General features: G+C 49.8%; 20 protein-coding genes. 10 read left to right on the forward strand and 10 right to left on the reverse strand.

The window, feature by feature from the left end:
- Nucleotides 1-368 precede the first annotated feature (368 nt).
- From NYE33_RS09945 to NYE33_RS09975, 7 genes are all read right to left on the reverse strand, one after another.
- On the reverse strand, nucleotides 369-1,085 hold the full coding sequence (locus NYE33_RS09945; protein ID WP_341065620.1) for an ABC transporter permease: 717 nt from the start codon (nucleotides 1,083-1,085) through the stop codon (nucleotides 369-371).
- Nucleotides 1,085-2,035: an ABC transporter ATP-binding protein gene (locus NYE33_RS09950; protein WP_042139811.1), complete on the reverse strand. Its 951-nt coding sequence runs from the start codon at nucleotides 2,033-2,035 to the stop codon at nucleotides 1,085-1,087. The genes NYE33_RS09945 and NYE33_RS09950 overlap by 1 nt, the downstream gene beginning before the upstream one ends.
- Nucleotides 2,036-2,062: 27 nt before the next feature.
- A complete protein-coding gene (locus NYE33_RS09955; RefSeq protein ID WP_042139810.1) occupies nucleotides 2,063-3,223 on the reverse strand; it encodes an alpha/beta hydrolase in 1,161 nt (386 codons plus the stop codon).
- Between the two features lie 421 nt (nucleotides 3,224-3,644).
- Complete coding sequence (locus tag NYE33_RS09960; RefSeq protein WP_340985441.1) at nucleotides 3,645-4,700, reverse strand: HAMP domain-containing sensor histidine kinase; 1,056 nt, start codon at nucleotides 4,698-4,700, stop codon at nucleotides 3,645-3,647.
- A 1-nt stretch (nucleotide 4,701) separates the two neighbouring features.
- Complete coding sequence (locus NYE33_RS09965; protein WP_341065622.1) at nucleotides 4,702-5,397, reverse strand: response regulator transcription factor; 696 nt, start codon at nucleotides 5,395-5,397, stop codon at nucleotides 4,702-4,704.
- Nucleotides 5,398-5,661: 264 nt separating this feature from the next.
- Entirely contained in the window at nucleotides 5,662-8,484 is a 2,823-nt protein-coding gene (locus tag NYE33_RS09970) for an O-antigen ligase family protein (protein ID WP_341065623.1), read from the reverse strand.
- A 384-nt stretch (nucleotides 8,485-8,868) separates the two neighbouring features.
- On the reverse strand, nucleotides 8,869-9,078 hold the full coding sequence (locus NYE33_RS09975) for a hypothetical protein (protein ID WP_042139805.1): 210 nt from the start codon (nucleotides 9,076-9,078) through the stop codon (nucleotides 8,869-8,871).
- A 210-nt stretch (nucleotides 9,079-9,288) separates the two neighbouring features.
- Here NYE33_RS09975 and NYE33_RS09980 point away from each other — a divergent pair, with 210 nt between their 5' ends.
- Nucleotides 9,289-9,951: a YheC/YheD family protein gene (locus NYE33_RS09980; RefSeq protein WP_042139804.1), complete on the forward strand. Its 663-nt coding sequence runs from the start codon at nucleotides 9,289-9,291 to the stop codon at nucleotides 9,949-9,951.
- Between the two features lie 337 nt (nucleotides 9,952-10,288).
- Nucleotides 10,289-10,432, forward strand: a complete 144-nt coding sequence (locus NYE33_RS09985) for a sporulation histidine kinase inhibitor Sda (protein ID WP_042217282.1) — start codon at nucleotides 10,289-10,291, stop codon at nucleotides 10,430-10,432.
- A 135-nt stretch (nucleotides 10,433-10,567) separates the two neighbouring features.
- Here NYE33_RS09985 and NYE33_RS09990 read toward each other — a convergent pair whose 3' ends face one another.
- Nucleotides 10,568-11,542 (reverse strand): NAD(P)/FAD-dependent oxidoreductase, encoded by a 975-nt coding sequence (locus tag NYE33_RS09990; protein WP_039306995.1) that lies wholly within the window; start codon nucleotides 11,540-11,542, stop codon nucleotides 10,568-10,570.
- A gap of 324 nt (nucleotides 11,543-11,866) precedes the next feature.
- Between NYE33_RS09990 and NYE33_RS09995 the strand changes: the two genes are divergently transcribed.
- Nucleotides 11,867-13,060 (forward strand): NAD(P)/FAD-dependent oxidoreductase, encoded by a 1,194-nt coding sequence (locus NYE33_RS09995; protein WP_039306992.1) that lies wholly within the window; start codon nucleotides 11,867-11,869, stop codon nucleotides 13,058-13,060.
- A gap of 1 nt (nucleotide 13,061) precedes the next feature.
- Nucleotides 13,062-13,346: a hypothetical protein gene (locus NYE33_RS10000; RefSeq protein ID WP_076247483.1), complete on the forward strand. Its 285-nt coding sequence runs from the start codon at nucleotides 13,062-13,064 to the stop codon at nucleotides 13,344-13,346.
- A gap of 184 nt (nucleotides 13,347-13,530) precedes the next feature.
- Here the strand turns inward: NYE33_RS10000 and hemQ are convergent, their stop codons facing one another.
- Nucleotides 13,531-14,289 (reverse strand): hydrogen peroxide-dependent heme synthase, encoded by a 759-nt coding sequence (gene hemQ / locus NYE33_RS10005; RefSeq protein WP_042139802.1) that lies wholly within the window; start codon nucleotides 14,287-14,289, stop codon nucleotides 13,531-13,533.
- Between the two features lie 279 nt (nucleotides 14,290-14,568).
- On the opposite strand from hemQ, the gene NYE33_RS10010 reads away from it, so the two are divergent.
- The 3 genes from NYE33_RS10010 to dnaI all read left to right on the forward strand — a co-directional run bounded on the left by NYE33_RS10010 (nucleotide 14,569) and on the right by dnaI (nucleotide 17,617).
- Nucleotides 14,569-14,865: a YuiB family protein gene (locus NYE33_RS10010; RefSeq protein ID WP_039306983.1), complete on the forward strand. Its 297-nt coding sequence runs from the start codon at nucleotides 14,569-14,571 to the stop codon at nucleotides 14,863-14,865.
- Between the two features lie 226 nt (nucleotides 14,866-15,091).
- Complete coding sequence (locus tag NYE33_RS10015) at nucleotides 15,092-16,642, forward strand: helicase DnaB (RefSeq protein ID WP_042139801.1); 1,551 nt, start codon at nucleotides 15,092-15,094, stop codon at nucleotides 16,640-16,642.
- 18 nt (nucleotides 16,643-16,660) lie between these two features.
- The gene (gene dnaI, locus NYE33_RS10020) at nucleotides 16,661-17,617 is read left to right on the forward strand and encodes a primosomal protein DnaI (protein ID WP_039306977.1); all 957 of its coding nucleotides are present in this window, start codon (nucleotides 16,661-16,663) and stop codon (nucleotides 17,615-17,617) included.
- 370 nt (nucleotides 17,618-17,987) lie between these two features.
- Here dnaI and NYE33_RS10025 read toward each other — a convergent pair whose 3' ends face one another.
- Entirely contained in the window at nucleotides 17,988-18,146 is a 159-nt protein-coding gene (locus NYE33_RS10025; RefSeq protein ID WP_144026185.1) for a YqzM family protein, read from the reverse strand.
- Between the two features lie 186 nt (nucleotides 18,147-18,332).
- Between NYE33_RS10025 and NYE33_RS10030 the strand changes: the two genes are divergently transcribed.
- From NYE33_RS10030 to uvrC, 3 genes are all read left to right on the forward strand, one after another.
- Nucleotides 18,333-18,803, forward strand: coding sequence for a GNAT family N-acetyltransferase (locus NYE33_RS10030; RefSeq protein WP_340942531.1), 471 nt, complete (start codon nucleotides 18,333-18,335; stop codon nucleotides 18,801-18,803).
- Nucleotides 18,804-19,066: 263 nt separating this feature from the next.
- Entirely contained in the window at nucleotides 19,067-19,384 is a 318-nt protein-coding gene (trxA, locus tag NYE33_RS10035) for a thioredoxin (protein WP_039306971.1), read from the forward strand.
- A 179-nt stretch (nucleotides 19,385-19,563) separates the two neighbouring features.
- A complete protein-coding gene (uvrC, locus tag NYE33_RS10040) occupies nucleotides 19,564-21,555 on the forward strand; it encodes an excinuclease ABC subunit UvrC (RefSeq protein WP_042139799.1) in 1,992 nt (663 codons plus the stop codon).
- The last annotated feature ends 221 nt before the right edge of the window (nucleotides 21,556-21,776 follow it).

Consider the following 21,776-nt stretch of genomic DNA (forward strand, 5'->3'; position numbering starts at 1 on the left):
TTTTATGGCTTTTGGGACGCCTTCTTTTTGCTGTTCTCTGGTCTGGCAATACTACAGTTAGAGCGGCATAACGGCAACTTCGTTAATCTTGACTGCTTCTTGCGGATCAGCTGCAATCAGCTTGTCATACACTGCCTGATCCTGGGCGAAGCCAAAATTACCTACCAAAATACGAAAACGTGGAAGGATTCAAACGATCCGGAATTTGAGTCTAAAAAAACGAATCGAAGACCTCTACCACAACCCTTCAGCGGACGGGCGTGTAATTGCCAGCAGCTCATTGCGGTGATTTAGCAAGACGGACGGTTCACGGGACTGCCCGCTAGTTTTTCAGTGGCCTCCTCTTCAGCAGGTGTTGCTTTCCTTGTTTATGGCTGCTCCGCATATCTCCACCAGGCAAATGTTCCGGCTATTCCGATTATCCCTGTATACGCAAGTATCAATATACTGCTGAGCTGTAAGGAACCGGTGCTTTGAAATACCGACGGGATGGTCCATGGGAAATAGGGTGCTAATCCAAATGAGGCCAACACATTGGACAGAATGACGATGATCAGGATGAGCCCCAGGGGTGCCAGATAGCCCTTGGTCACATTAGCCAAAAGAATGGTTGGTGCGGTCACAAAAATGTACAATAGCGAGGTGATCAGGAACTTAAAGAACAAGCTTGAAATGAAGGAAGCGGACCCGCCTTGGGCTCCCATGATCGCCCCTACGGCAAAACCCACGGCAAACATATAGACGGAAAGTAACAGGCACCATGCTAAAATGACAAGGAATTTGGACAATACAATTTTCGCTCTGGACACGGGCTTTGCCAGCAAATCTTTGATGGTTCTATCCGCAAATTCCCGTCCGAATACCCATGCCGCAACAAAGGTATATCCGATAAGCCCCAGCGGGGCAAGTGTATCCAGCAATCCGGTTAAATACTGCTCCCAGCTGACACCGCCGGCGTCACTGGATAATACATTTCCGACGCCCATCATGATGGGGCCGAAGCCTAACACAAGAAATATGATCCAGAACACATTGGAGCGGATAATCTTGCGAATCTCACAATGTAACACAGATAGAATATTCATTATTTAATCCCCCTGGTCATACCAATGGTGCGGAGAAAATACCCTTCCAAATCCTCCGTAATCACCCGGAGCGATGTTGGCGGCTGATTGCGTTGAACGAGCAGTTCGGCCAGCCGTTCAGGATGATCTGCCGCATGTTCATTGGTTAGTTTAATTGAGCCGTCCAGGGTGTCCTCAAAGGCATAGCCATGCTCTTCAAGCACCTTCTTTAAGGCAGGTTTGTTCAGTCCGTTCACCACCAGGTTTTTCTGTAAGGATTGCTCCAGCTTATCCATTGCGACTTCCTTAACAAGGCGCCCATTATGAATAATCCCAATGCGTGTGGACACTTTCGAGAGCTCCTCTAACAGATGGCTGGATATAAAAATAGTTACGCCGAAATTGGTTGCCAGATTATATAACATATTCCGTATCTCCGCCACGCCTGCGGGATCAAGGCCGTTGATCGGCTCGTCCAAGATTAGAATTTCCGGATTGTGAATCATCGCTTTCGCAAGTCCCAGGCGCTGCTTGTTACCCAAAGAGAGATGCTTTGCTTTTTTCTTTTGGTGCGGCTCAAGTCCCAGCTTATAGATCACCTGATGTACGGCATCCTTGTCAGCCACCCCTTGCATGCGCCTTGCGATGTCAAGATTCTCAGTTACCGTGAGATCGGGATAAAAAGTAGCCTCCTCCAAATATCCGACCTTGCTCCATAATTTAGAGTTTCCGGCATCGACCTTTTCACCTAACATATAGAGCTTGCCGGAGGTTGGCTTCAGCATCGCCAGGAGCATCTTGATCGTCGTTGTCTTCCCGGCGCCATTCAGACCCAGGAATCCAAAGATCTCTCCTTGGCTCACCTCCAGCGAAAGATTGTTTAATACGGTATAATCGCCAAACCTTTTGTGCACTCCGTCAATCTGTATAGCGGGCGTGCTGCCGCTTCTTTTCTCTGATAAAATTCGCATAGCTGTTAACTCCTCCTATGACAATCCCTAAGATTGGCGGGGTGCGGCTGGCCCAAGCCCAATGGAACAGAGCCAATTCAGCGCTACCTCATGCAGCACGTTGATGTTATCTACCTGACAGTGCTCTAATCCGCCAAGCCGTCTATCCTCTATCGCGAAGAATGTCTTGTTTGCCGAACCTGCCTGCTCGTAATTCTTCATAGCTTGTGTCAGCGGATTGGGCTGAACCAATATTTCTTCCGCTCCATGCATGACAAGCAGCGGACATTCGATCTGGTGGAGTACGCCCTCAAGATCATAGGCAAAACGCGGATTCCCCGCAAAATCCTCCAGGCTGTCTGCCCCCAGAATTCGCATGCCGTGTGCGGCCAGACTTGGCGGCATCCAGGACAGCATGGCTTTCCAGTCGAAGGCATGCGTACCTCCGTCGGAGATGACGGCAGCAATTCTGTGATCGAACGAAGCGAAGCGCAAGGAGTCGTAAGCCGCAAAACTCTCCCCGTGCACGATAATCTTATCCGGATCGACTTCCGGCCGTGTCAGAAGGAAGTCGATGGCCCGGGAATGAAACGCTTCGCTGTCCGCCCGTCTGCCCTTTCCCTTTTCATACATCGAGAGACCGGTGCCGGGCTGATCATAGACCAAAAAGTTATATCCGCATGCAATGAAGGCAGGACCCAGCCAGAAATAATTCTCAATGGACCACTCGTCACCACCGTTAAGCGCAAATACGGTCGGCTTGGGGCCTTCTATCCAGGAAGGGGAGAAGAAGTAACCATCCAGCTTAACATCCTCGTAATCAACCTCAATCTTCTCCGGCGGGACATCGAAGTACTTTCCGGCGGCTTCGAAGAGTTCATTAACCTTTTTAAAGATACGGATTTTCCGGGTATCATCATCCATCACCGAATACTCTGCGATTCTATAGTAATTGCAGGCACGAATATAGCAGTTCCGTGCGGTATACCAGTTTCCGGCCGTTTCGGCCTCCTTGCCGTGTTTTTCCAATGCCTGAGCGGTGATGAGCCACTCCCTGTGCCATGTAGCTTTGTCATCGGGGTCAATTCTTTTGCAGGCCTCGTAGATTTCGGTGACATCCGTAGCACCGAGGCTTGCCATACCCAAAGCTTTGGTAACCTGGTATGACATCATGTAATTGTTGGGCCAGCGGCTGAACTCAATTGACATTTTAATATCCTCCTTTTTGAACTTGAAGCTTCATCGTCACTGCGGTGAACATTTGGACTTCCGGCCGCTGTTGTCCCCAGATTTCTTGATTTTGAACCGCTGTTCGCGGGTGAAATCCGGTGACTTGCTGATGCTTTCGATGCGAGCTTTCCTGCGGAAAGCTTTCAGGCGGTCGCTACCGCTCCTACAGTTCCAAATTTCCCCTCCGCTTCTTTTGCTTTTTGTTTATTTCTTTAGTGCTTCTAATATAGAAATTATTTTTACATCCAAAGATGAAGCTTCGGTAAAAGAAAAATAAATGTTTATAAAGAGAATATAAAAAACTATAAACTGCTAAAACACAAAAAGGCTGTTGCCTGGGTGTCACACCCGGCAGCAGCCTGTAATCTTTGGTTGTTGAAGCAGAAGTGCGTAAATACAATCAGTGAAGTGAAGCCAGGGGAAGGCTGAATCTTATCCCCAAACCGCCATATTCGGAAGGGAAGGCCATAATCTCTCCTCCGTGATGCTCAATAATAGATTTACAGCTCGCCAGGCCCAGCCCGAGTCCGCCCTTTTGGATTTGCCGCGATTTATCCACCGTGAAGAATTTAAGGAACAGAGAAGAAAGATCCTTATCCGGTACGCCGATTCCGTTATCCTCGATTTGGAAATAGGCATGATGCTCCCTCAGGTATCCGGTCATATACACGTTCAGCTTATTCTTCCCCCCATATCTTACAGCATTGCTGAAGAGGTTGCCGAACACCCGGCGGATCATCGGTTCATTGACCATTAGCCATATACTGTCCGTGAATGAATGGCGGCAAGTCAGTTCGTTGTCAAGTCCAGCCAGCTCGTACTCATATTCAAAAGCAATGTCTTCAAATAACTCTGTTGCCCTTACAGGCCCGGCTACCATGGATTCAAGCTCCAGTTTTTGTTTGGTGAAGCTGGAGAGATCATTGATGAGCTCAACCATATATGCTGACTTCTTTTGAATCAGTTCATAATATTCCTGCTTTTCAGTGTCGGGTAAGTCCTTGTGCGTAGCCAGCAGTTCGGTGAAACCGTTAATAGAGGTCAGGGGTGTCTTCAAATCGTGGGCGATGGCTGCAATCATATCGGTTTGTTCTCTGTGGGCGAGTTGCAGCTTATGCTCCATCTTATTGAAGTGCTTATAAAGTTCTCCGATCTCGTCATTACTCCTCGAAGCCAGCGGAGGCAGGGGATGAACAACATTTACTTCCCCCAGCCTGGTATTCAGAAGCCGGATGGGCTTCTCTATGCTTCTATAAATATAGATGATCAGAATAATAAATATACAACAGGCGATGGCAAAGATGGGCAGCAGCAATGCTATATATCGTGAGTCCAGCAATGTAGTGCGTATAGGGGAATATACTGCGAAGACAAACTTCAAGTACAGTCCAATGGAAAACATAAGAATGAGAAGCATCAGCAGGAATAAGAGGGGAAGTTTTATTTTCAGTTTCATCCTATTGCTCTCTTTCCGTATATTTATAGCCTATACCCCAAATGGTTTTAATGAAGTTATGTTCAGGACCCAACTTCTTGCGGATATTCTTGATATGGACCGTTACGGTATTGATCTCTCCGTACTCGTCTCCCCAGACCTTCTCATAGATCTGCTCACGGCTGAGTACCTGATTGGGATGACGCATAAGGATAGACAGAATTTGAAATTCTTTCGCGGATAACTCGAGCTTCCGGGTATGCAGGAAGGCTTCAAACGTTTTATCGTTCAAAATAAGCGGAGCATCTGCCTTTTCTCTACCGGGGCTAAGCTCATCCCACTCTTTATGCAGCCTGTCCACTTTTCGGAAATGGGCTTTTATCCTGGAGGCCAGCTCCTGAATACTGAAAGGTTTGGTCATGTAATCGTCTGCTCCTATTTCGAGACCGACGATTTTATCAATGTCCTGATCACGCGCACTTAAAAAAAGGATGGGAACATTATAGGATGTCCGGATATTTCTGCAGACATCAAGTCCATTCATATCAGGCATCACTATGTCCAGAACAATGAAATCAATGTGGTTATCATCCACTGCAGATAAGGCTTCTTCCCCGGACCTGGCTGTGATGACTTCAAATTGCTCGTACCTTAAACTTTTGGTGATGAGTTTTACGATTTCTTCATCATCGTCTACAACTAATATCGTTTTTGACATTTGACTACCTCCCAGACACCAACAGACCTGATATAAATAATAATTCGTTAATCCGGTTGATGCAATCTTCCACAGGTCTCCTTCCTGCCGGCCGCAGCATCCCTGGACCATTGCAGCGGTTAAACGGAGAATGCCGAACGCACGGTTAACGTGACGATTCCCGGTGTGGTTGATCTTACGCAAAAAAAAGAAGGCGTCCCAGAAGCCATTTTACAGCTTTTGGGACAGCCTGTTTTTACTGTTCTCTAATTTGAAATAGTACAGTTAGAGCGGCATAACGGCAACTTCGTTAATCTTGACTGCTTCTTCCGGATCAGCCGTAATCAGCTTGTCATACACTGCTTGATCCTGGGCACTCTGGGTTCTCTGCTGTACAGCGAGGTACCAGCGGGCCGTTTCCCGGTTGACGGCATCGTTATAATCCTCAGTCAGCCCTTGCTGCAGTGTGGCTGCGGCGGCTTGCCATTGTTCCGATAAATATTGGATCTTACCGGCGTTCAGCAGCATAACTGAAGTAATCATCGATCCCCGTCCCTGCTGATCTTCAGCCGGAAGGGTACTGAACCATTCTTCATCCGCAGCCGCATGGGCATAAGCGTCCAGACCGGTTTTGAAATACCGTTCCTTATTAACCGTCTCCTGATCCCCCAGATCCGTCTGGCCCAGTGCATAAGCCTCCAGTGCCCGCTTCAAGGCTGCGGCTCCCAGCTCCTGGGAACGGCCGATCAACGCGCTGTACCAATCTGTATCCCAGAGGGTTGCGGTCTCCGTCAAGTCTTCGTAACCGTTGGTGAAGCCTTGCTTCACCGTTGCCCCAGCAGCTTCCTCGTCTCCGGACATGGATTGGATTCGCCCTGCATTCAGAGCAATCGTTGAGGTAACGAAGAATTCACGGCCCTGAAGCTGCTCGGGTGGAAGAGTCTTCAAATGCTCAATGCCGTCCGTTACATGTTTGTAGGAAGCCAGCGCACTGTTGAAATACTTCTGTTCCCCTGCTTCATCTCGCTTCGCATAGGCCTGCAGCCCAAGGAGCGAGGTCCGGCTGATCAGATGATCATACCAGTTAATATCCCACATGAACTTGTCCGCATTATCGAGATACACCCGGTAAGATTCTTCACTCTGGCCCTTCAGATCATAGTATTTCGCCAGCTGGGATAGCAGATCTTTGTTATAGGGCTCACCTTCAAGTGCGCGGGTTAACACCGTATAGGATTCGTCCAGAAACTGTGTATTCTGTGTTTGGGTAAATACCTGCTGATCCAGCATGGATAGATAAGCCGCCGATTCGGGATGATTCGGGCGGGTTTTGAGTGCTTTTACCAGAGGGGCCTTGATCTCTTCATAGGATTGGCTGACTTTGACCAGCTTCTTGGCGGTATAGGCTTCAGAGCTGGAACTGATATACCCCAGAGACAGGAACAGCAGATACCCGGTGCCGATTCCCAGCAGCCCGAAATACCCGGCTCTGATCCAAGGCTTGTTCCACTTGAGACGGAGCGGTCTGCTCTCCATGACAACGGTCATCCCTCCCAGAGCGAGGAAGACCAGAATCCCCATGAACGCATAGCTCATATTGAAATCAAGCAGGCTGTGAACAAGAATCGACAACGCGATAATGAGATAGAAGAACCCGTTATTGTAATCGTCTTTGTCGCGTTTCAGGTACCCTCTTACATACTTGCAGAAAATGAACAGGATGAAGCCCATGAACACGATAAAGCCGAGAATGCCCACTTCAATCAGGTACTGCAGGAAAAAGTTGTGGACCTGGCGGCTCAGGTAAGGGTTGTTCTGGTAGTGCTCATAGAGTGACGCCCAGCCCCCGCCTCCGGTCCCCAGTAACGGATAATCTTTGACCACCTTCATGGCATCTTTGTAAAAGGTGAAGCGTTCAAGTACACTGTGCTGCTTGAAGTTGATATTCTCCAGCCGTGTTCCGATATTCTCCGGCAGAATATTACGCGCACGGGTTCCGATAAACAGGAAGGCGATAAGCAACACACCGGCAACGGATACCACAGGAATCCATACTCCGCTCCAGCGGCGTGATTCTGTGCTGCCGAGCTTGCGGCTCAGCCAAGGGGCAAAGTAATGCTGGACAACCCAGCAGAGAGCGGTGGCGCAGAATGATGCACCCAGCAGGTATCCCCAGCCCTCAAGGGCTGCAGAGGAAGTGAAGGCCGTATTCAGCTCCAGGCCCAGTCTGGTTACCGGATTCGTAATCAGCAGAGACAATACGCCGGCAATGGCGAGATTAATAATCCAGAGTATCTGCTGCACAGGCTTCAGGAAGAGCAGCAGAATAATGAATACTACAGGCATCAGGACCAGACCGCCGCGGGACAAGGTAAGCAGCAGCGAGACAATGAAGGGAACCAGCATAAATCCGTGCATCAGCCGTCCGTACCATTTCCGGGAGCGGATCAGCGCGAATAAGGCGACGAACAGAAAAGCCATCAGGAACGCTGCATATGTATTGGCATACTGGAAAATGGAAGTCAGGCGAAGCCCATTCGAATCAGTCATCACCGCTTCAGTGTACTTCCCGTTGACCACAGTATCCGAGAACCAGCCTACAAGACTGCCGGCAAGCTTCCAGCTTCCGAGCCAGTTCAATAGACCGAAACCGACGATCAGATAAGCGATTGCGAGGATACCCAGCTGAATAACATTATTGAGCTGCCTCTGGCGGAGCAGATACACGCTGGTAATGAAGACCGCCACATAAGTGAATTGGGTGAACAGCATGTTCATGGCCATATAATGCGAAGCGGCACCCCACAGGGACAAGGCGTAAGTTAACGGGAGCAGAATTGCGGCTAAGATAAGCAGATCTCGCTGCCCGTCGAGCCTGAAGGTCTTGAAGTACAGGACAGCACAGACCAGCAGGAGCAGACCGCTCAGCAAGGCAGCCATATAAATAGGCTTCTCAAATTCCACTCTCATTCCGTTGAACAATCCAACCTGGAAGGGGGTCCACCCCAGGAACAGGATGAAGGCAATGCAGAGCGCCCATGCGGGTCCGGAATTCTTTTCGATCATTTTGGACGGAGCCGCTTGTTTGCCGTATACAGGTTTCGACACGTTATATTCTCCTTTTTTCGAGTATTCACGCTACTAATTCTAACATAGAACCATTTAAGGTATATTGTGTAAAATGATGATAATGTGAAATTATGGATGGTATTTTGAAAATCCGGAGGAGGATAAGCAGGTTTGAAGCCGGGAGGCATATTCATAGCGGGTCCGGGGATGGATTTTGGAGAGCAGCCGGGTGTTAAGGGCCGGATAAGACTCAGCTAATGAAGCTGTCCATCGGCACAGGCCAACCCTTTACGGATTCATAGAATATAGTATCTCAGGCAAATCTATGAGGCATGTATACGTGAGATTCCGCTCAAAGGCAGCAATGATAAAAGGCAGTCTGCTCTACGGATGTCTTTTGCCATAGCTGCCGGGAGCTTTGCTTCAGGCCGGAAGGATGAATTTGAAATTAATCATGAACACGATCAGGGCAGCGGCCCCCAGGGAAAAGGCGATACAGCCGGCGCCCAGAACCCTGCGGCGGTCTTTGATGAATTTGAAGCCCAGCGCGCAGACGAGTATCGTGGTTCCTGCCAGTACAACAGACATGCCGACCATCGCAAACCAATACAGGATTTCAAAAAACTGTGCCATTAGGAAACCCTCCCCTCCAGGCTATAATACAACGAATTTTAAGAATATTCCAGCTCTGGAATAAACGGAACACCGGGACATACGGCCCTTGCGGCTATATGCCCTTTTTTGCTGCGGACTCCCTTACCACGGACAATCATACAGGAGGGTGCGGTCTTTCGTGAGTAATCTATAGGGTAGGCTGGGAATTCGAAAGGAGAGGGCGAAAAAATGGCGGGGAGAGAACTGGCAAGCAAGTTGCTGAAGACCGCGGCGTTGCTTAGCGATTCACGGGTTGCCGGTTACATTCCGAGAACACGGGAATATAGTGCTGCCGGACTGCTGGCGATGCTGGGAAGATACGGGAATGTTGTGATTAAGCCGGTTGTCGGCGGCGGAGGCTACGGGGTGATCAAGGTGTTCCGGGATCACAGGGGTTACGGCTTCACGTATATGCATAATACACGTATATATCGTGATTTTGCTTCGATGAGGTACGCGCTGGACCGCTTCAAGGTAAAGCGGAGATATTTGATCCAGCAAGGCATTTCCCTTGCCCGGATTTCCGGGCGTCCGATTGATTACCGGGTCAAAGTGGTGAAAAACGGCGATCACTGGGAATTCCGCTCCATGGTAGGCAGAGTAGCCCGGCCGGGATTGTTCGTTACTAATCTCTGTAAAGGGGGAACGATGCTCAGCTGCCGTCAGGGACTGAACAGATCGCTGCCGAGAATCCGGACCTCCGCCAAGAAAGCGGAGATGCGCCGGCTGACTTTAGTCTGCATTGAGCTGCTGGAGCGGCATTTCCCCGGCATCGGTGAGCTGGGCTTCGATTATGCTGTGGATCAGCGGGGGAAAATATGGATTCTGGAAGTAAATACAAGACCAAAATAACCGAAAATTGATTAAGAAAATTTTAATAATTGACGATAAATACATTAATAAGCTAATATTGCGTTTAGTCGTGTCAATTCCGAGGTAATATGAACATAAATATCCCAGCCAATTATGAACATTCTAAAAATTATTTTTAAGGATAAGCGGGATATCTGCCCTGTGCATAACTATTATCCCCATAGTCCACCGTGCAGTACCTGACATTACAACCCTTACTAACATATTATGCACAGGATCTCCACAGTAGCTTGTGGATAATGAGAACGCTTGTTCGAATAATGATAGTTTGCTATGATAGATTCAGATCCAAATAAAGGAAAGGTAGGTGAACGTTATGGTTGAATTGTCGGATGAGATGCTGCTGGACTCTTATCATAGAGCGATAGAGCTGCAATTGGAGCATGATTTCATCGCTCTGCTACTCGCTGAAATTCGCAAACGGAACTTACACTCTCCAGTTCATGCGGTTCTTCACTAAAGATCAGAGCATACCTTTACAGCACCCAGAATTAATCAAACCGCAAGTAACACAGAATAGGGTATCTTTTCAAGTTGAGGTGGAATCAACCTGAAAGGATACCCTTTTATTGTAAGTTTTAGGTTATACGCAATCCTAGAGTTTGAGATTACTGCTGTGTCCCGGGGACAGCTTTGCTTCCGGATCAATATACACCTTGGCATTATTCACAGCAGTCGGCGCTTCTCCGAAGCCTACAGCAATCAGCTTCAGCTTGCCCGGATACGTGGTGATATCGCCTGCGGCGAAGATACCCGGAATGCTGGTCTCCATGCGGGAGTCTACCACAATGGAGTTGCCGTCGATCTCAATTCCCCATTCCGCAATCGGTCCCAGTGAGGAAACGAAGCCGAAATTGACAATGACACTGTCTACTTCGATTTCCTGCGTTTCTTTGGTCTTGATATGAGACAAGGTTACCTTGGTGATGAACTCTTCACCATGCAGCTCAGTGATCTCGGATGGCGTAATAACATTGACCTTGGAGGCCATCAGATTCTCGACACTGTGCTCATGGGCGCGGAATTTATCCCGGCGGTGAATCAGGGTTACCTGCTCTGCGATAGGCTCAAGCATAAGTGCCCAGTCCACGGCAGAATCGCCGCCGCCGCTGATCAGCACTTTCTTGCCTTTATATGCATTCAGATCGCTTACAAAATAATGCAGATTGGCTTTCTCGAAACGCTGCGCATCAGGCACTTCCAGGCGCCGCGGCTCGAATGCGCCTACACCTGCTGTGACAATAATAGCTTTGCTGTGATATTCAGCTTTATCGGTGGTGACGATGAAGTGGCGCTCGTCCTGCTTCACAACAGATACAACCTTCTCCTCCAGACGGATATCAGACTGGAAGAGCTCCATCTGCCGTGAAAGGTTATCCACCAGCTCCTGTCCGGTGATCTTGGGAAAACCGGCTACGTCGTAAATATATTTTTCGGGATAAAGAGCAGCAAGCTGCCCCCCCAATTGGGGCATACTTTCAATAAGTGTTACCGAAGCCTGGCGCATACCGCCGTAAAAAGCGGCAAACATACCGGCTGGTCCCCCGCCTATGATGATGAGATCGCTCATAGGAACGGATTGCTCTAGTGTCACGTAATATTACACCTCCGAGTTGATAGTTTCAAATTGCCATACTTGCGTACCTACTCATTATAAACATTGTGGCACCCCGCTGCAAAGCCTTTGATTTCACTGAAAAATGTGACATTTTGTTGTATGATTGTATTTGATTAAAACGATACTAAGGTTTACAATGGATATGGTTATTTTAGAAATCCTTTAAGTTTTATTGGAAATTCTTCTGAATTTAAGTGTATAAATTCACAAAAGAAACCTAATTTTTTTACAAAAAATAACACATAGACAGATTCACCTGTTGGAAGGAGCCGGAACATGAGCAGTATTCCCAAAATTGTTATCCTAGGCGCGGGATATGGAGGTATCTTGACCGCCCAGCGGCTGCAGAAAGCTTTGAACTATAATGAAGCGGATGTAACCCTGGTGAACCGCCATGAGTATCATTATTTCACGACCCATCTGCATATGCCAGCAGCAGGAACGGACAGCATCGAGCATACCCGCGTATCCATCTCCAAGCTTATCGATGAATTCAAAATCGATCTTGTTAAATCTTCCGTACAGGAGATCCGTACCCAGCAGAAGAAGGTTATTCTGGAAGACGGAACCCTCTCGTATGATTATCTCGTAATCGCACTTGGCGGCGAGCCTGAGACCTTCGGAATCCCGGGACTCGACAAATATGCGCTGACCATCCGCAGCATTAACTCCGTGCGGCTGATCCGTGAACATATTGAGTATCAATTTGCCAAATACAAGAATGAGAATAATGCACAAGAGCATATCAACTTTGTTGTCGGCGGCGCGGGCTTCAGCGGCATTGAGTTTGTGGCTGAACTGGCAGACCGGATTCCGGCACTGTGCAAAGAATATGATGTCGATCCAAGTATGGTCAACATCTATAATGTAGAAGCTGCACCTACTGCGCTGCCTGGCTTTGCTCCGGAGCTTGTCGAGCATGCCATGACAGTGCTTACGAAGAAGGGGGTAACCTTCAAGTTCGGCGTGGCGATCAAGGAATGCCTGCCTGGCGGTGTCATCCTTGCAACCGGTGAAGAAATCAAAGCTTCCACGATCGTATGGACCGGCGGGATCCGCGGCAACCGTCTGATTGAAGCTGCCGGCTTCGAAGCCATGCGCGGACGTGTGAAGGTAGACGAATACCTGCGTGCTCCGGGACATGAGAATATCTTCATCATTGGTGACGGCTCCCTCATGATTAATCCGGAAGGGCGTCCTTACCCTCCAACGGCACAGATTGCAATGCAGCAGGGAGAATGCTGTGCGCATAATCTTGTAGCGGCCATCCGCAGCCAGCAGCCGAAGAAGTTTGCGTTCAGCAACAAGGGCACCGTAGCCTCGCTGGGCAAAGGCCAGGGGATTGCAGTAGTGGGCGATAAGACCTATAAGGGCTGGACAGCGGCGCAGCTGAAGAAGGTTGTAGACATGCGCTACCTGCTCATTATCGGCGGCATTCCGCTGGTACTCAAGAAGGGAAGATTCCTCTAAGATGCGCCATTGCAGCGTACAAGTTCGCGGACTGCTCACGCGTGAGGAGCTGGACCGCTACAATGCTCTAATTGAGGTCGGTTCCTATCTTGAAGATCAGACACGTTATGATCTGGCTTACAATATCCAGAAGGAAATCGACATTCTCATTCTCCCGGCCATAGAGCGCCTGAAGGATAAGGGCCGCGCCCGTGACCGGGCGACGGCTGAATATCTGGAGAGTCTGCGGGATGGGGAAGACGATGATGAGGACGAAGAGGCTGAAGGTAAGAATACGTCCGATTGAGGATATAGATTTGTGAATAGGACACGACCAATAGACCGCATACCTTCGCGAGAGGGCGGTCTATTTGCGTTTATTGGACAGCAGCGTCATAAGCAAGTTTCTTGTTACTATAGCAAAAGTCCAAATAAAGGGAAGCTTTCCTGTGAGGAAGACTTCCCTTTATATACTGTGGTTATTCTTCGTTTTAGAGCTTCAGCATCTCTTCGAACGATTCCTCAGTCAGCAGATTGCCGACATAGAAGGGACCGAACTCGCCGTAGCGGGCACTCACTTCATCAAAGCGCATCTCATAGACCAGCTTCTTGAACTGCAGGGCATCTTCAGCGAACAGGGTCACGCCCCATTCCCAGTCATCGAATCCGACGGAGCCGGAGATGATCTGCTTCACCTTGCCGGCATATCCGCGGCCGATCAGGCCATGGGAATGCATCAGCTCACGGCGTTTGTCCATGTCGAGCATGTACCAGTTGTCCGCAAGCTCGCGTTTCTTGTTCATCGGATAGAAGCAGATATGCTTCGCTTGCGGCAGAATAGGCTTCAGCCGGGCGGCAACATGCGGATTCAGCATCGGATCGCTGCCGTCTCCTGCAGTTCCTCCTGCGGCGTAGTTGCTGAGTTCCACAATACTTACATATGAATAGGCTTTGGTAGTATATTGGGCGAAGGCGATTTTGTTAAAAGCAGTCTCAAGCGCATTCAATGCTTCCAGGCTTTCCCGCAGAAACATCATCACGAAATCAGCTTTCTGGCCAACGATGGAATACACGGTGGAGCTGCCTTCCTTGGCTTCTTCCACGGGCCCCCATTCCTGCATGAAAGCATGCAGCTCCTCCAGGGCAACGGCGCGTTCTTCATCATCGGCTGCCGTCCAGGCATTCCAATTGAGAGAGCGGAAGTCATGCAGGGCATACCAGCCTTCCAGTGTCAAAGCGGCTTCGTTCATGTTCTCACTCCTTTAAAATTTGCATACGTTTAATATGTATAAACATATTTCCGAAAAGAAACGTGCACCGTTCTTATGAAGACGCTGCAGCCGTTTCCATTTGCTATTTGCATTGTATCGCATGCGAACGGCCAAGAGCAAACTCTGCAGCCGCCTTTTGCGCTGATCGCAAACCACTGGACGATAATGTTCATTGCTTCGCTACATTTTTTCTAGTAAACTTACTATTAAATAAGGTTTGGTGTGCGGTTCTTTATAGAGAGAGGGGATGGCGGTACGATGGGATTTATTCCAGTGTTTGTTCTGGCCGTTTTGTTCTTTGTCATGATGTTTGGCATTGGCTTTATCCTTAACATGTTAATGAAGACTACGTGGTTTCCCGCATACCTGTTCGTAATCGTTATTCTTCCCGTAGTGGTCTACTCCATCTGGGACCGGAGCTCCATGTCGTTATGGGAGCATCTCTCTACCTTCCATGTAGTCGACTATCTTACCGGTATAGCCGGCCTTGCCGGTGCTGTACTGAGCGGCTGGACCATTCAGAAGCTGCGTCTGGGCGGATACAAAATGTTCTGAGGAATGTGCAGAGCAGGCAAGACAACAAACGGCTGATCTCCTTCAAAACTAAGGGGAAGCCGTTTTTTCTTATCTTTTCCGCTAGAATCAGCAAGTGTTACAAAGCTGTCGATAATAGGGGGAAAAGCAGCTTTTTTGGGCCTTTTTTTACATTTCCGGCCGGGTGTTTTGTGATAGAATAGAAATCTATATGAATTCGTATAGAAGAGGGGGAGGTTTTCCGCAGATGCGTATGAGCAACCTGCATCATTTCACCGAACATCATCGGTACTGCGTTTCCCGCGAATTCGGTCTAAGCCATGTGGATGGACGAATGCTCGGTTCGGTCTATCAGCCGATGGTCGGCGCTTTTGCCATCAGCCTGTACAGACTGCTGTTCGAGCATATTCCTGCTGAATCCATCGGGTATTCCGGTGTGGAGCAGCAGCGCAGGCTCTTTATGACCCTGGGCGTGGAGCCTAATGAGAAGGGCCGCAAATATTTAGTTGACCAGGCTTCACGGCTGGAAGCGGTGGGGCTGCTGCAGACCTGCCGGATTTATGCCGCGGAGAACGATGATTATATGTACGAGTACGAATTAATGCCGCCGTTGTCGCCGTCGGAATTTTTTGCGACCCAGCATTTAACGCTGCTGCTCAGGGATAAGATCGGCAAATTCGCCGTATTGTCGCTGCGCGAGCAGTTCTGGAACCGGGAACCGGAAGAATGGAGCCGGCGGTCGGTCGGTAAAGAGAATATTTCGCTGCCCTTTTATGATATTTTTGAGCTCAATACTCATGTCATTGATTACGAACTGGAGCAGGCGCTGGCCGAGGTAGCTACCGTGCGTCAGCCGGGAACGGTTGATGGCGGCGAGCCGAATATCGGCTACAGTGACATCATTCTGCGGTTCCCGCGTGAGTCGGTCAACCGTGCGCATGTGGAGAAGCTGCGTTTTGATCATAACCAGATGGGCGTTATTAATTATGTGGCCCGCAAGTACGAGCTTGGCCCGCAGGATCTATGCCGCCTGCTGGACGAGGACGATGTCTTCACGCCGGATGGCGAGGTGATTCTGGATACACTGCAGTACAAGGCCAGCCAGCATTTCCGCCAGGATATGAAGCGCCAGGAGAAACGTGAGATCGCCGCTGCCAAGGTGGTGTCGCTGCGCTCTGCTGCCGCTGATGAGAGTGATCCTTCCGGTGCGCCGGTGGAGCAGTCTGTCGAAATGGAGTTCTATGTAGAAGTGCCTCCGCAATTTATGTCCAAATGCGACATTCACCAATATAATATGATGCTGCGCAACGAACCTTATACACGTCTGCTGCAGACGTTTTTCCCCGGGGCTGTTCCGGGCCAGCTGATGGATATCTTCGAGAAGATCGATTTGAACTACAAGCTGAACGGTGAAGTCATCAATGTACTGATTCACTATTTGATGACAATGGTGGCCTCCGGCGGCGACCAGCGGATGAACCGCAATTTCGTCGAGGCCATTGCCTCCAACATGCTGGTCAAGCAGGTGAATACTTACGAGAAGGCTGTGCGTTATATCCGCGACCAGTCCAAGGTGAAGGGCAAAGGAGCGGCTTCCGGCTCTGCCGGCACGGCCGCGGCGGGAACACGCCAGCGTTCATATACGAAGAATACCGGACGTTCCGGCAAGCCGGAGATCCCGATTGTGCTGGATGACGGCAGTGCCGGGACCGTATCGGATGAGGAATTCGCGGCGATGATGAAGAAAGCGGCCGAGATTAAGGCAAGTAAGAAAAAGGGCGTCCTGAGAACGCCCTAAAGAAAGCGAGGTGCGGCGATGGAGTCTATGGGCGAAGTGCTGCGTTCGATGAACAATTCTGCTCTGCGCCAGCGCTCCCGTGATCTGGAGCAGGGACTGTTTAATAATCCCCTGGTCAAGCAGCTTCAGGCTGATCATCCGGAGCTGGATGAGTCACGGCTGCGGCTGCATTTAAGCCGGCTTTACCAGTATGTCGAGGAGGACCGCCACTGCAAGAACTGTCCGGGCCTTGAGAACTGTCCGAATGATTTCCAGGGACACTACAGCAAGCTTACAGTGGAGACTGTTAACGGGATACCTGATCTGTATGAGCGCAAGACACCCTGCAAGCTGAAGATCGCGCAGGATAACCAGGATAACATCCGCAAGCGGATCCGCAGCTTCTATGTGGATGAGCGTGTGCTGAACGGCGGATATGATGAGATGGACATTATGGGCAAGGACCCCCGGCGGGCCAGTGCCGTGAACCGGATATTTGATTACATTGCAACTGTGCGGGCAGAGGGCCTGACTTCCCGGGGAATCTACCTGCAGGGCAGCTTCGGGACAGGCAAGACCTTCCTGATGTGCTATCTGCTCCATGAGCTTGCGATTGCCGGTCACAGCGGCGTAATTGTGTACATGCCCGACTTCATTGAAGAGTTGAAGCTAATCATGATGGACAACCAGAAGCTTAAGGAAATGGTAGATACGATGAAAAACTGCGATCTGCTCATTTTTGACGATATCGGTGCCGAGAACCTGAATCCCTGGGCCCGTGACCATGTGCTGGGTGCGATCCTGAATTACAGGATGAACCGCAAGCCGACCTTCTACACCTCGAACTATCCGCTGGATGGGCTGGAGAAGCATCTGAGCATGACCAGCAAGGATGGCGAAGAAGTCTACAAAGGCCAGCGGCTGATGGACCGGATCGCCCCGTTTGTGGATGTCATTCCGCTCCATGGGGACAATCAGCGGGGTACGGTAAGATAAATTCCGCTGCATGATATATATTACTGGACGGATCATTTATAATCCCGCCGCTTACTGGCTGCGGAGGTTATGAGTGGTCCGTCTTTTGTTGCTTAAGAGGCCTGAATGTTGTAAGGAATGCAACTTGTGAGCATAAGAAACGGGGTGTTTGTCGATTTGGGCCGCTTAAGCGAAGGGAATGTTGTATTTGGTGCAGGATTTTGCGTTACTCAACCATTCAAATCAGCAGAAATAAGAGCTGCTCTGCCCGCACACAAACAGCGGCGGGACCCGGACATTGAAGTCACTGGCCCCGCCGCTGTTTGGTATGAGTTCTCCGTATGCATCTAGCTTATGCGTAGACTTCGGTGTTGCTCTGCTGCCTGCAGCTTTATTCGGACATAATAAACTTGATGATAACCATCCCGAAGAAAACTACGGTCATAAATCCTGTCATTCCAAAAAAACCGGCCATCAGGTCGCCAAGGTCATTACGGGGCTCTTCGTTGACATGCTCCCGCGGGTCACGGACTTGCGCGTTGACATCCATCGTTTCTTCCTCCTTGCTGTTGCATGACTGTGCAAAGTAAGTTACAGTTATACATGTGAGAGAAGTCATTGACAATTAATGCGCTTTCTTCAAGTATACGAACTTGCCGGGAAGTTGTAAAGATAAGATCGGCGCCTAGTCTTGTATGAGATGCAGAGAGGTGATTCGATGATAAGTATTAGACCTATGGAACCGCAGGAATACGATTTTCTAATGGATATGCATTATGAGTCAATCAATATAGTACAAGGGAAGCCCTCCAGGAGTGAACTGCTGAGTTCACCGGATATCGTGAAGTACAACGAGAAGTGGGGGAAAGAAGGTGATAGGGCGCTAATCGCTCTGATTGACAACCAGCCCGCAGGTGCTGCCTGGTACAGACTGTTTGATGAGACGAACCAAGGCTATGGATTCGTGGATGCTGAAACCCCGGAATTAGGTGTCGCTATACGGCCCGGCTATAGAAAGCAGGGCTTGGGAATCAGACTAATGCAGGCTATCATCCAGCAAGCCGTATCCGATGGATACCCATCGGTTTCTCTTAGTGTAGATCCGGAGAATCAGGCGGCCGTCCGCTTATATGACAAGCTTGGATTCGAATATTTCGGGATATCCGGAACCTCCCGGACGATGAAGTTAAACCTTAGGCTAATTTGATTTTATACAATATAATTTTATGAAACATATAACAAATGCATTGTATTTATGTTATACTGTGGATGTGTCGCTAAATGGTAATCTGGTTATCATATTACATGAAGCATTTTATCCCGCTATATTCTCGGAGTAATTTTCGCCATCTTGGCTCAGGCTATAGAAGCGGATCTTATTTCGTACAGCTAAGCTTAGGCTTCCAAGTATTTTGAACAATACTGTTTCAGGAAGCGGATGCTCACAAAACTTTGAGGAGGAACAATATCATGGCTATCGTGAACGTGTCTGACCAATCCTTCGTTAATGAAGTGGAAGGTCAAGGTACTGTAGTAGTAGACTTCTGGGCACCTTGGTGCGGCCCTTGCAAAATGCTTGCCCCTATTCTGGAGGAATTGTCCACCGAGCTGGGAGACGGCGTAAAAATTGCTAAATTGAATGTAGATGAGAATCCTGAGACGGCTTCCCGTTTTGGAGTGATGAGTATCCCTACTCTGATCTTCTTCAAAGACGGCCAACCCGTGGACAAAGTCGTAGGACTGAACTCCAAGGATTCCCTTAAGAATATCGTAGCTAAACATCAATAAAAGATTAATTCCGCCGTATCCGGGGGCCTCGCGGCCCCTTCACACAAAGCGCCTTCGGTCATCCGAAGGCGCTTTGTGTGTCAAATAGAAACGGGTGTTCTATAATAAGGCTTGAATCTGTAGTACATTCTATTCTAAACTTACCTTATAACAGTGTAGTAACAGGTGGGAGAGAACTCATGGAATATATGGATAATATCCGCAACAAACTGGCGCTGCTGCCTGATCTGCCCGGCTGCTATCTGATGAAGAATGATGAGGGTACGATTATTTATGTGGGCAAGGCCAAAGTGCTGAAGAACCGCGTGCGCTCTTATTTCACCGGCAGCCACAACGGCAAGACGCAGCGGCTTGTCGCCAATATTGTTGATTTCGAATATATCGTCACATCGAGCAATATGGAAGCACTCATTCTGGAGTGCAATCTGATCAAGAAGCATATGCCGCGTTATAACGTGCTGCTGAAGGATGATAAGACTTTTCCGTATTTAAAAATAACGAATGAAACGCATCCGCGCCTTGAGGTCACGCGGCGGGTGCTGAAAGATAAAGCTAAATATTTCGGCCCGTATCCGAATAGCTATGCGGCCCAGCAGACCAAGAAGCTGCTGGACCGGATGTATCCGCTGCGCAAGTGCGGGGTGATGCCGAAGGAAGTCTGCCTGTATTATCACATGGGCCAGTGTCTGGCTCCCTGCGAGAAGGAAGTGCCGAAGTCCGCTTACGAGGAGATTACGCAGAGCATCTCGTCCTTCCTGAACGGGGGGCATGATGCGGTGAAGAAGGATCTGCAGAAGAAAATGCAGGAAGCCGCAGAAGAGTTGTATTTCGAGCGGGCCAAGGAGCTGCGGGACCAGATTATTCACATCGATGCCCTGATGGAGAAGCAGAAGATCAACACGGTTGATACCAAGGACCGGGACGTCTTCGGCTATGCAGTCGATAAGGGCTGGATGTGTGTGCAAATTTTGTATATGCGGCAGGGTAAAATGATTCAGCGCCACTCGTCGGCTTTTCCGTTCTACGGGGAAGCGTACAGTGATTTCATGTCCTATGTGACGCAGTATTACAGCGATAACCCGGCATTGCCGCAGGAAATCCTGCTGCCGGATATGCTGAGTGACGGAGCCGTTAAAGCGCTAACGCCAGAGACCGGTACAGGTGCTGCGGTAACGGGCTTGCAGACTGCTGCAGGCATGCTGGGCAGCCGGGAAATGCAGGCGGCGCTGGAGGCGGAAGATAGGGCGGAGGTTGCAGCGCCGCCGCAGGAGCAGGCGGAACAGGAAGCGGCTGCTGAAGGAACCGTGGACGCGGCCGGAGGAGCGGCAGCCCTGCAGGAATGGCTGGGCATCAAGGTACTTGTGCCGCAGCGCGGGCTCAAGAAGCAGATGGTCGGCATGGCCTGCCAGAACAGCCGGGTGGCGCTGGATGAGAAGTTCCGCCTCATTGAGCGGGATGAGGAGCGCACCTCCGGTGCGGCGAGCAGTCTGGGCCAGAGCCTGGGACTTGAATCGCTTAACCGGATTGAAGCATTCGATAACTCGAATATTCAGGGTACGAATCCGGTCTCGGCGATGGTTGTGTTCATTGACGGCAAGCCGGCCCGCAAAGAGTACCGCAAATATAAGGTCCGCACTGTGCAGGGGCCGGATGATTATGAGACGATGCGTGAGGTCATCCGCCGCCGGTATGAACGGGTGCTTAAGGAGAATCTGCCGCAGCCTGACCTGATTGTGGTCGATGGAGGCAAAGGCCAGATCTCCTCGGCGATCGATATTCTGCAGAATGAGCTGGGTCTGTTCATTCCGGTCTGCGGTATCGTCAAGGATGATAAGCACAGAACGGCGCAGCTGCTGGTCGGGGATTCCGCCGAACCGGTATCGCTGGCCCGGGACAGCCAGGAGTTCTATCTCCTGCAGCGGATTCAGGATGAGGTTCACCGGTTCGCAATTACGTTCCACCGCGAACAGCGCGGCAAATCGATGGTCACCTCGAAGCTGGATTCGGTTCCGGGAATCGGGGAGAAGCGCCGGAAGTCGCTGCTGAAGCATTTCGGCTCGCTGAAGAAGATCAAGGAAGCTTCCGTGGAAGATTTCCGTGTTCTGTCTATTGGCGAGAAGCTGGCCCGGCAGATTCTGGATGCGCTCAAGGATGAGGAACCGTCATTATAAATAGGCTCAAACGGTAACGAAACAGAGGCCGGCCCCATGGGGGCCGGTTTTTTGGTGACATAGGAAATTATGCTATTCGTCAGGAATCCCGCTGAACCCCCGGAAGACGGGCCGATGGAGGACCAAATGTATGCGAAAAATCGGATACAATGTGCTTCCGTGAGGGCAACCGGACCAAATGTATGCGAAAAATCGAATACAATCGGTGCGACCCCCTTATC

Origin of the sequence: Paenibacillus sp. FSL R10-2199, from assembly GCF_038000235.1 — a bacterium.
Lineage (GTDB): Bacteria > Bacillota > Bacilli > Paenibacillales > Paenibacillaceae > Paenibacillus_AQ > Paenibacillus_AQ phytohabitans.

Bases quoted from the DNA above. Each gene is read 5' to 3' on its own strand.
- NYE33_RS10015 (WP_042139801.1), top strand. From the start codon at position 15,092: ATGCGTATGAGCAACCTGCATCATTTCACCGAACATCATCGGTACTGC.
- NYE33_RS09965 (WP_341065622.1), bottom strand. From the start codon at position 5,397: ATGTCAAAAACGATATTAGTTGTAGACGATGATGAAGAAATCGTAAAA.
- NYE33_RS10000 (WP_076247483.1), top strand. From the start codon at position 13,062: ATGCGCCATTGCAGCGTACAAGTTCGCGGACTGCTCACGCGTGAGGAG.
- trxA (WP_039306971.1), top strand. From the start codon at position 19,067: ATGGCTATCGTGAACGTGTCTGACCAATCCTTCGTTAATGAAGTGGAA.
- NYE33_RS09955 (WP_042139810.1), bottom strand. From the start codon at position 3,223: ATGTCAATTGAGTTCAGCCGCTGGCCCAACAATTACATGATGTCATAC.
- uvrC (WP_042139799.1), top strand. From the start codon at position 19,564: ATGGAATATATGGATAATATCCGCAACAAACTGGCGCTGCTGCCTGAT.
- NYE33_RS09985 (WP_042217282.1), top strand. From the start codon at position 10,289: ATGGTTGAATTGTCGGATGAGATGCTGCTGGACTCTTATCATAGAGCG.
- NYE33_RS09945 (WP_341065620.1), bottom strand. From the start codon at position 1,085: ATGAATATTCTATCTGTGTTACATTGTGAGATTCGCAAGATTATCCGC.
- NYE33_RS09980 (WP_042139804.1), top strand. From the start codon at position 9,289: ATGGCGGGGAGAGAACTGGCAAGCAAGTTGCTGAAGACCGCGGCGTTG.
- NYE33_RS09960 (WP_340985441.1), bottom strand. From the start codon at position 4,700: ATGAAACTGAAAATAAAACTTCCCCTCTTATTCCTGCTGATGCTTCTC.
- NYE33_RS10030 (WP_340942531.1), top strand. From the start codon at position 18,333: ATGGAACCGCAGGAATACGATTTTCTAATGGATATGCATTATGAGTCA.
- NYE33_RS10010 (WP_039306983.1), top strand. From the start codon at position 14,569: ATGGGATTTATTCCAGTGTTTGTTCTGGCCGTTTTGTTCTTTGTCATG.
- hemQ (WP_042139802.1), bottom strand. From the start codon at position 14,289: ATGAACGAAGCCGCTTTGACACTGGAAGGCTGGTATGCCCTGCATGAC.
- NYE33_RS10025 (WP_144026185.1), bottom strand. From the start codon at position 18,146: ATGGATGTCAACGCGCAAGTCCGTGACCCGCGGGAGCATGTCAACGAA.
- NYE33_RS09990 (WP_039306995.1), bottom strand. From the start codon at position 11,542: ATGAGCGATCTCATCATCATAGGCGGGGGACCAGCCGGTATGTTTGCC.
- dnaI (WP_039306977.1), top strand. From the start codon at position 16,661: ATGGAGTCTATGGGCGAAGTGCTGCGTTCGATGAACAATTCTGCTCTG.
- NYE33_RS09975 (WP_042139805.1), bottom strand. From the start codon at position 9,078: ATGGCACAGTTTTTTGAAATCCTGTATTGGTTTGCGATGGTCGGCATG.
- NYE33_RS09950 (WP_042139811.1), bottom strand. From the start codon at position 2,035: ATGCGAATTTTATCAGAGAAAAGAAGCGGCAGCACGCCCGCTATACAG.
- NYE33_RS09995 (WP_039306992.1), top strand. From the start codon at position 11,867: ATGAGCAGTATTCCCAAAATTGTTATCCTAGGCGCGGGATATGGAGGT.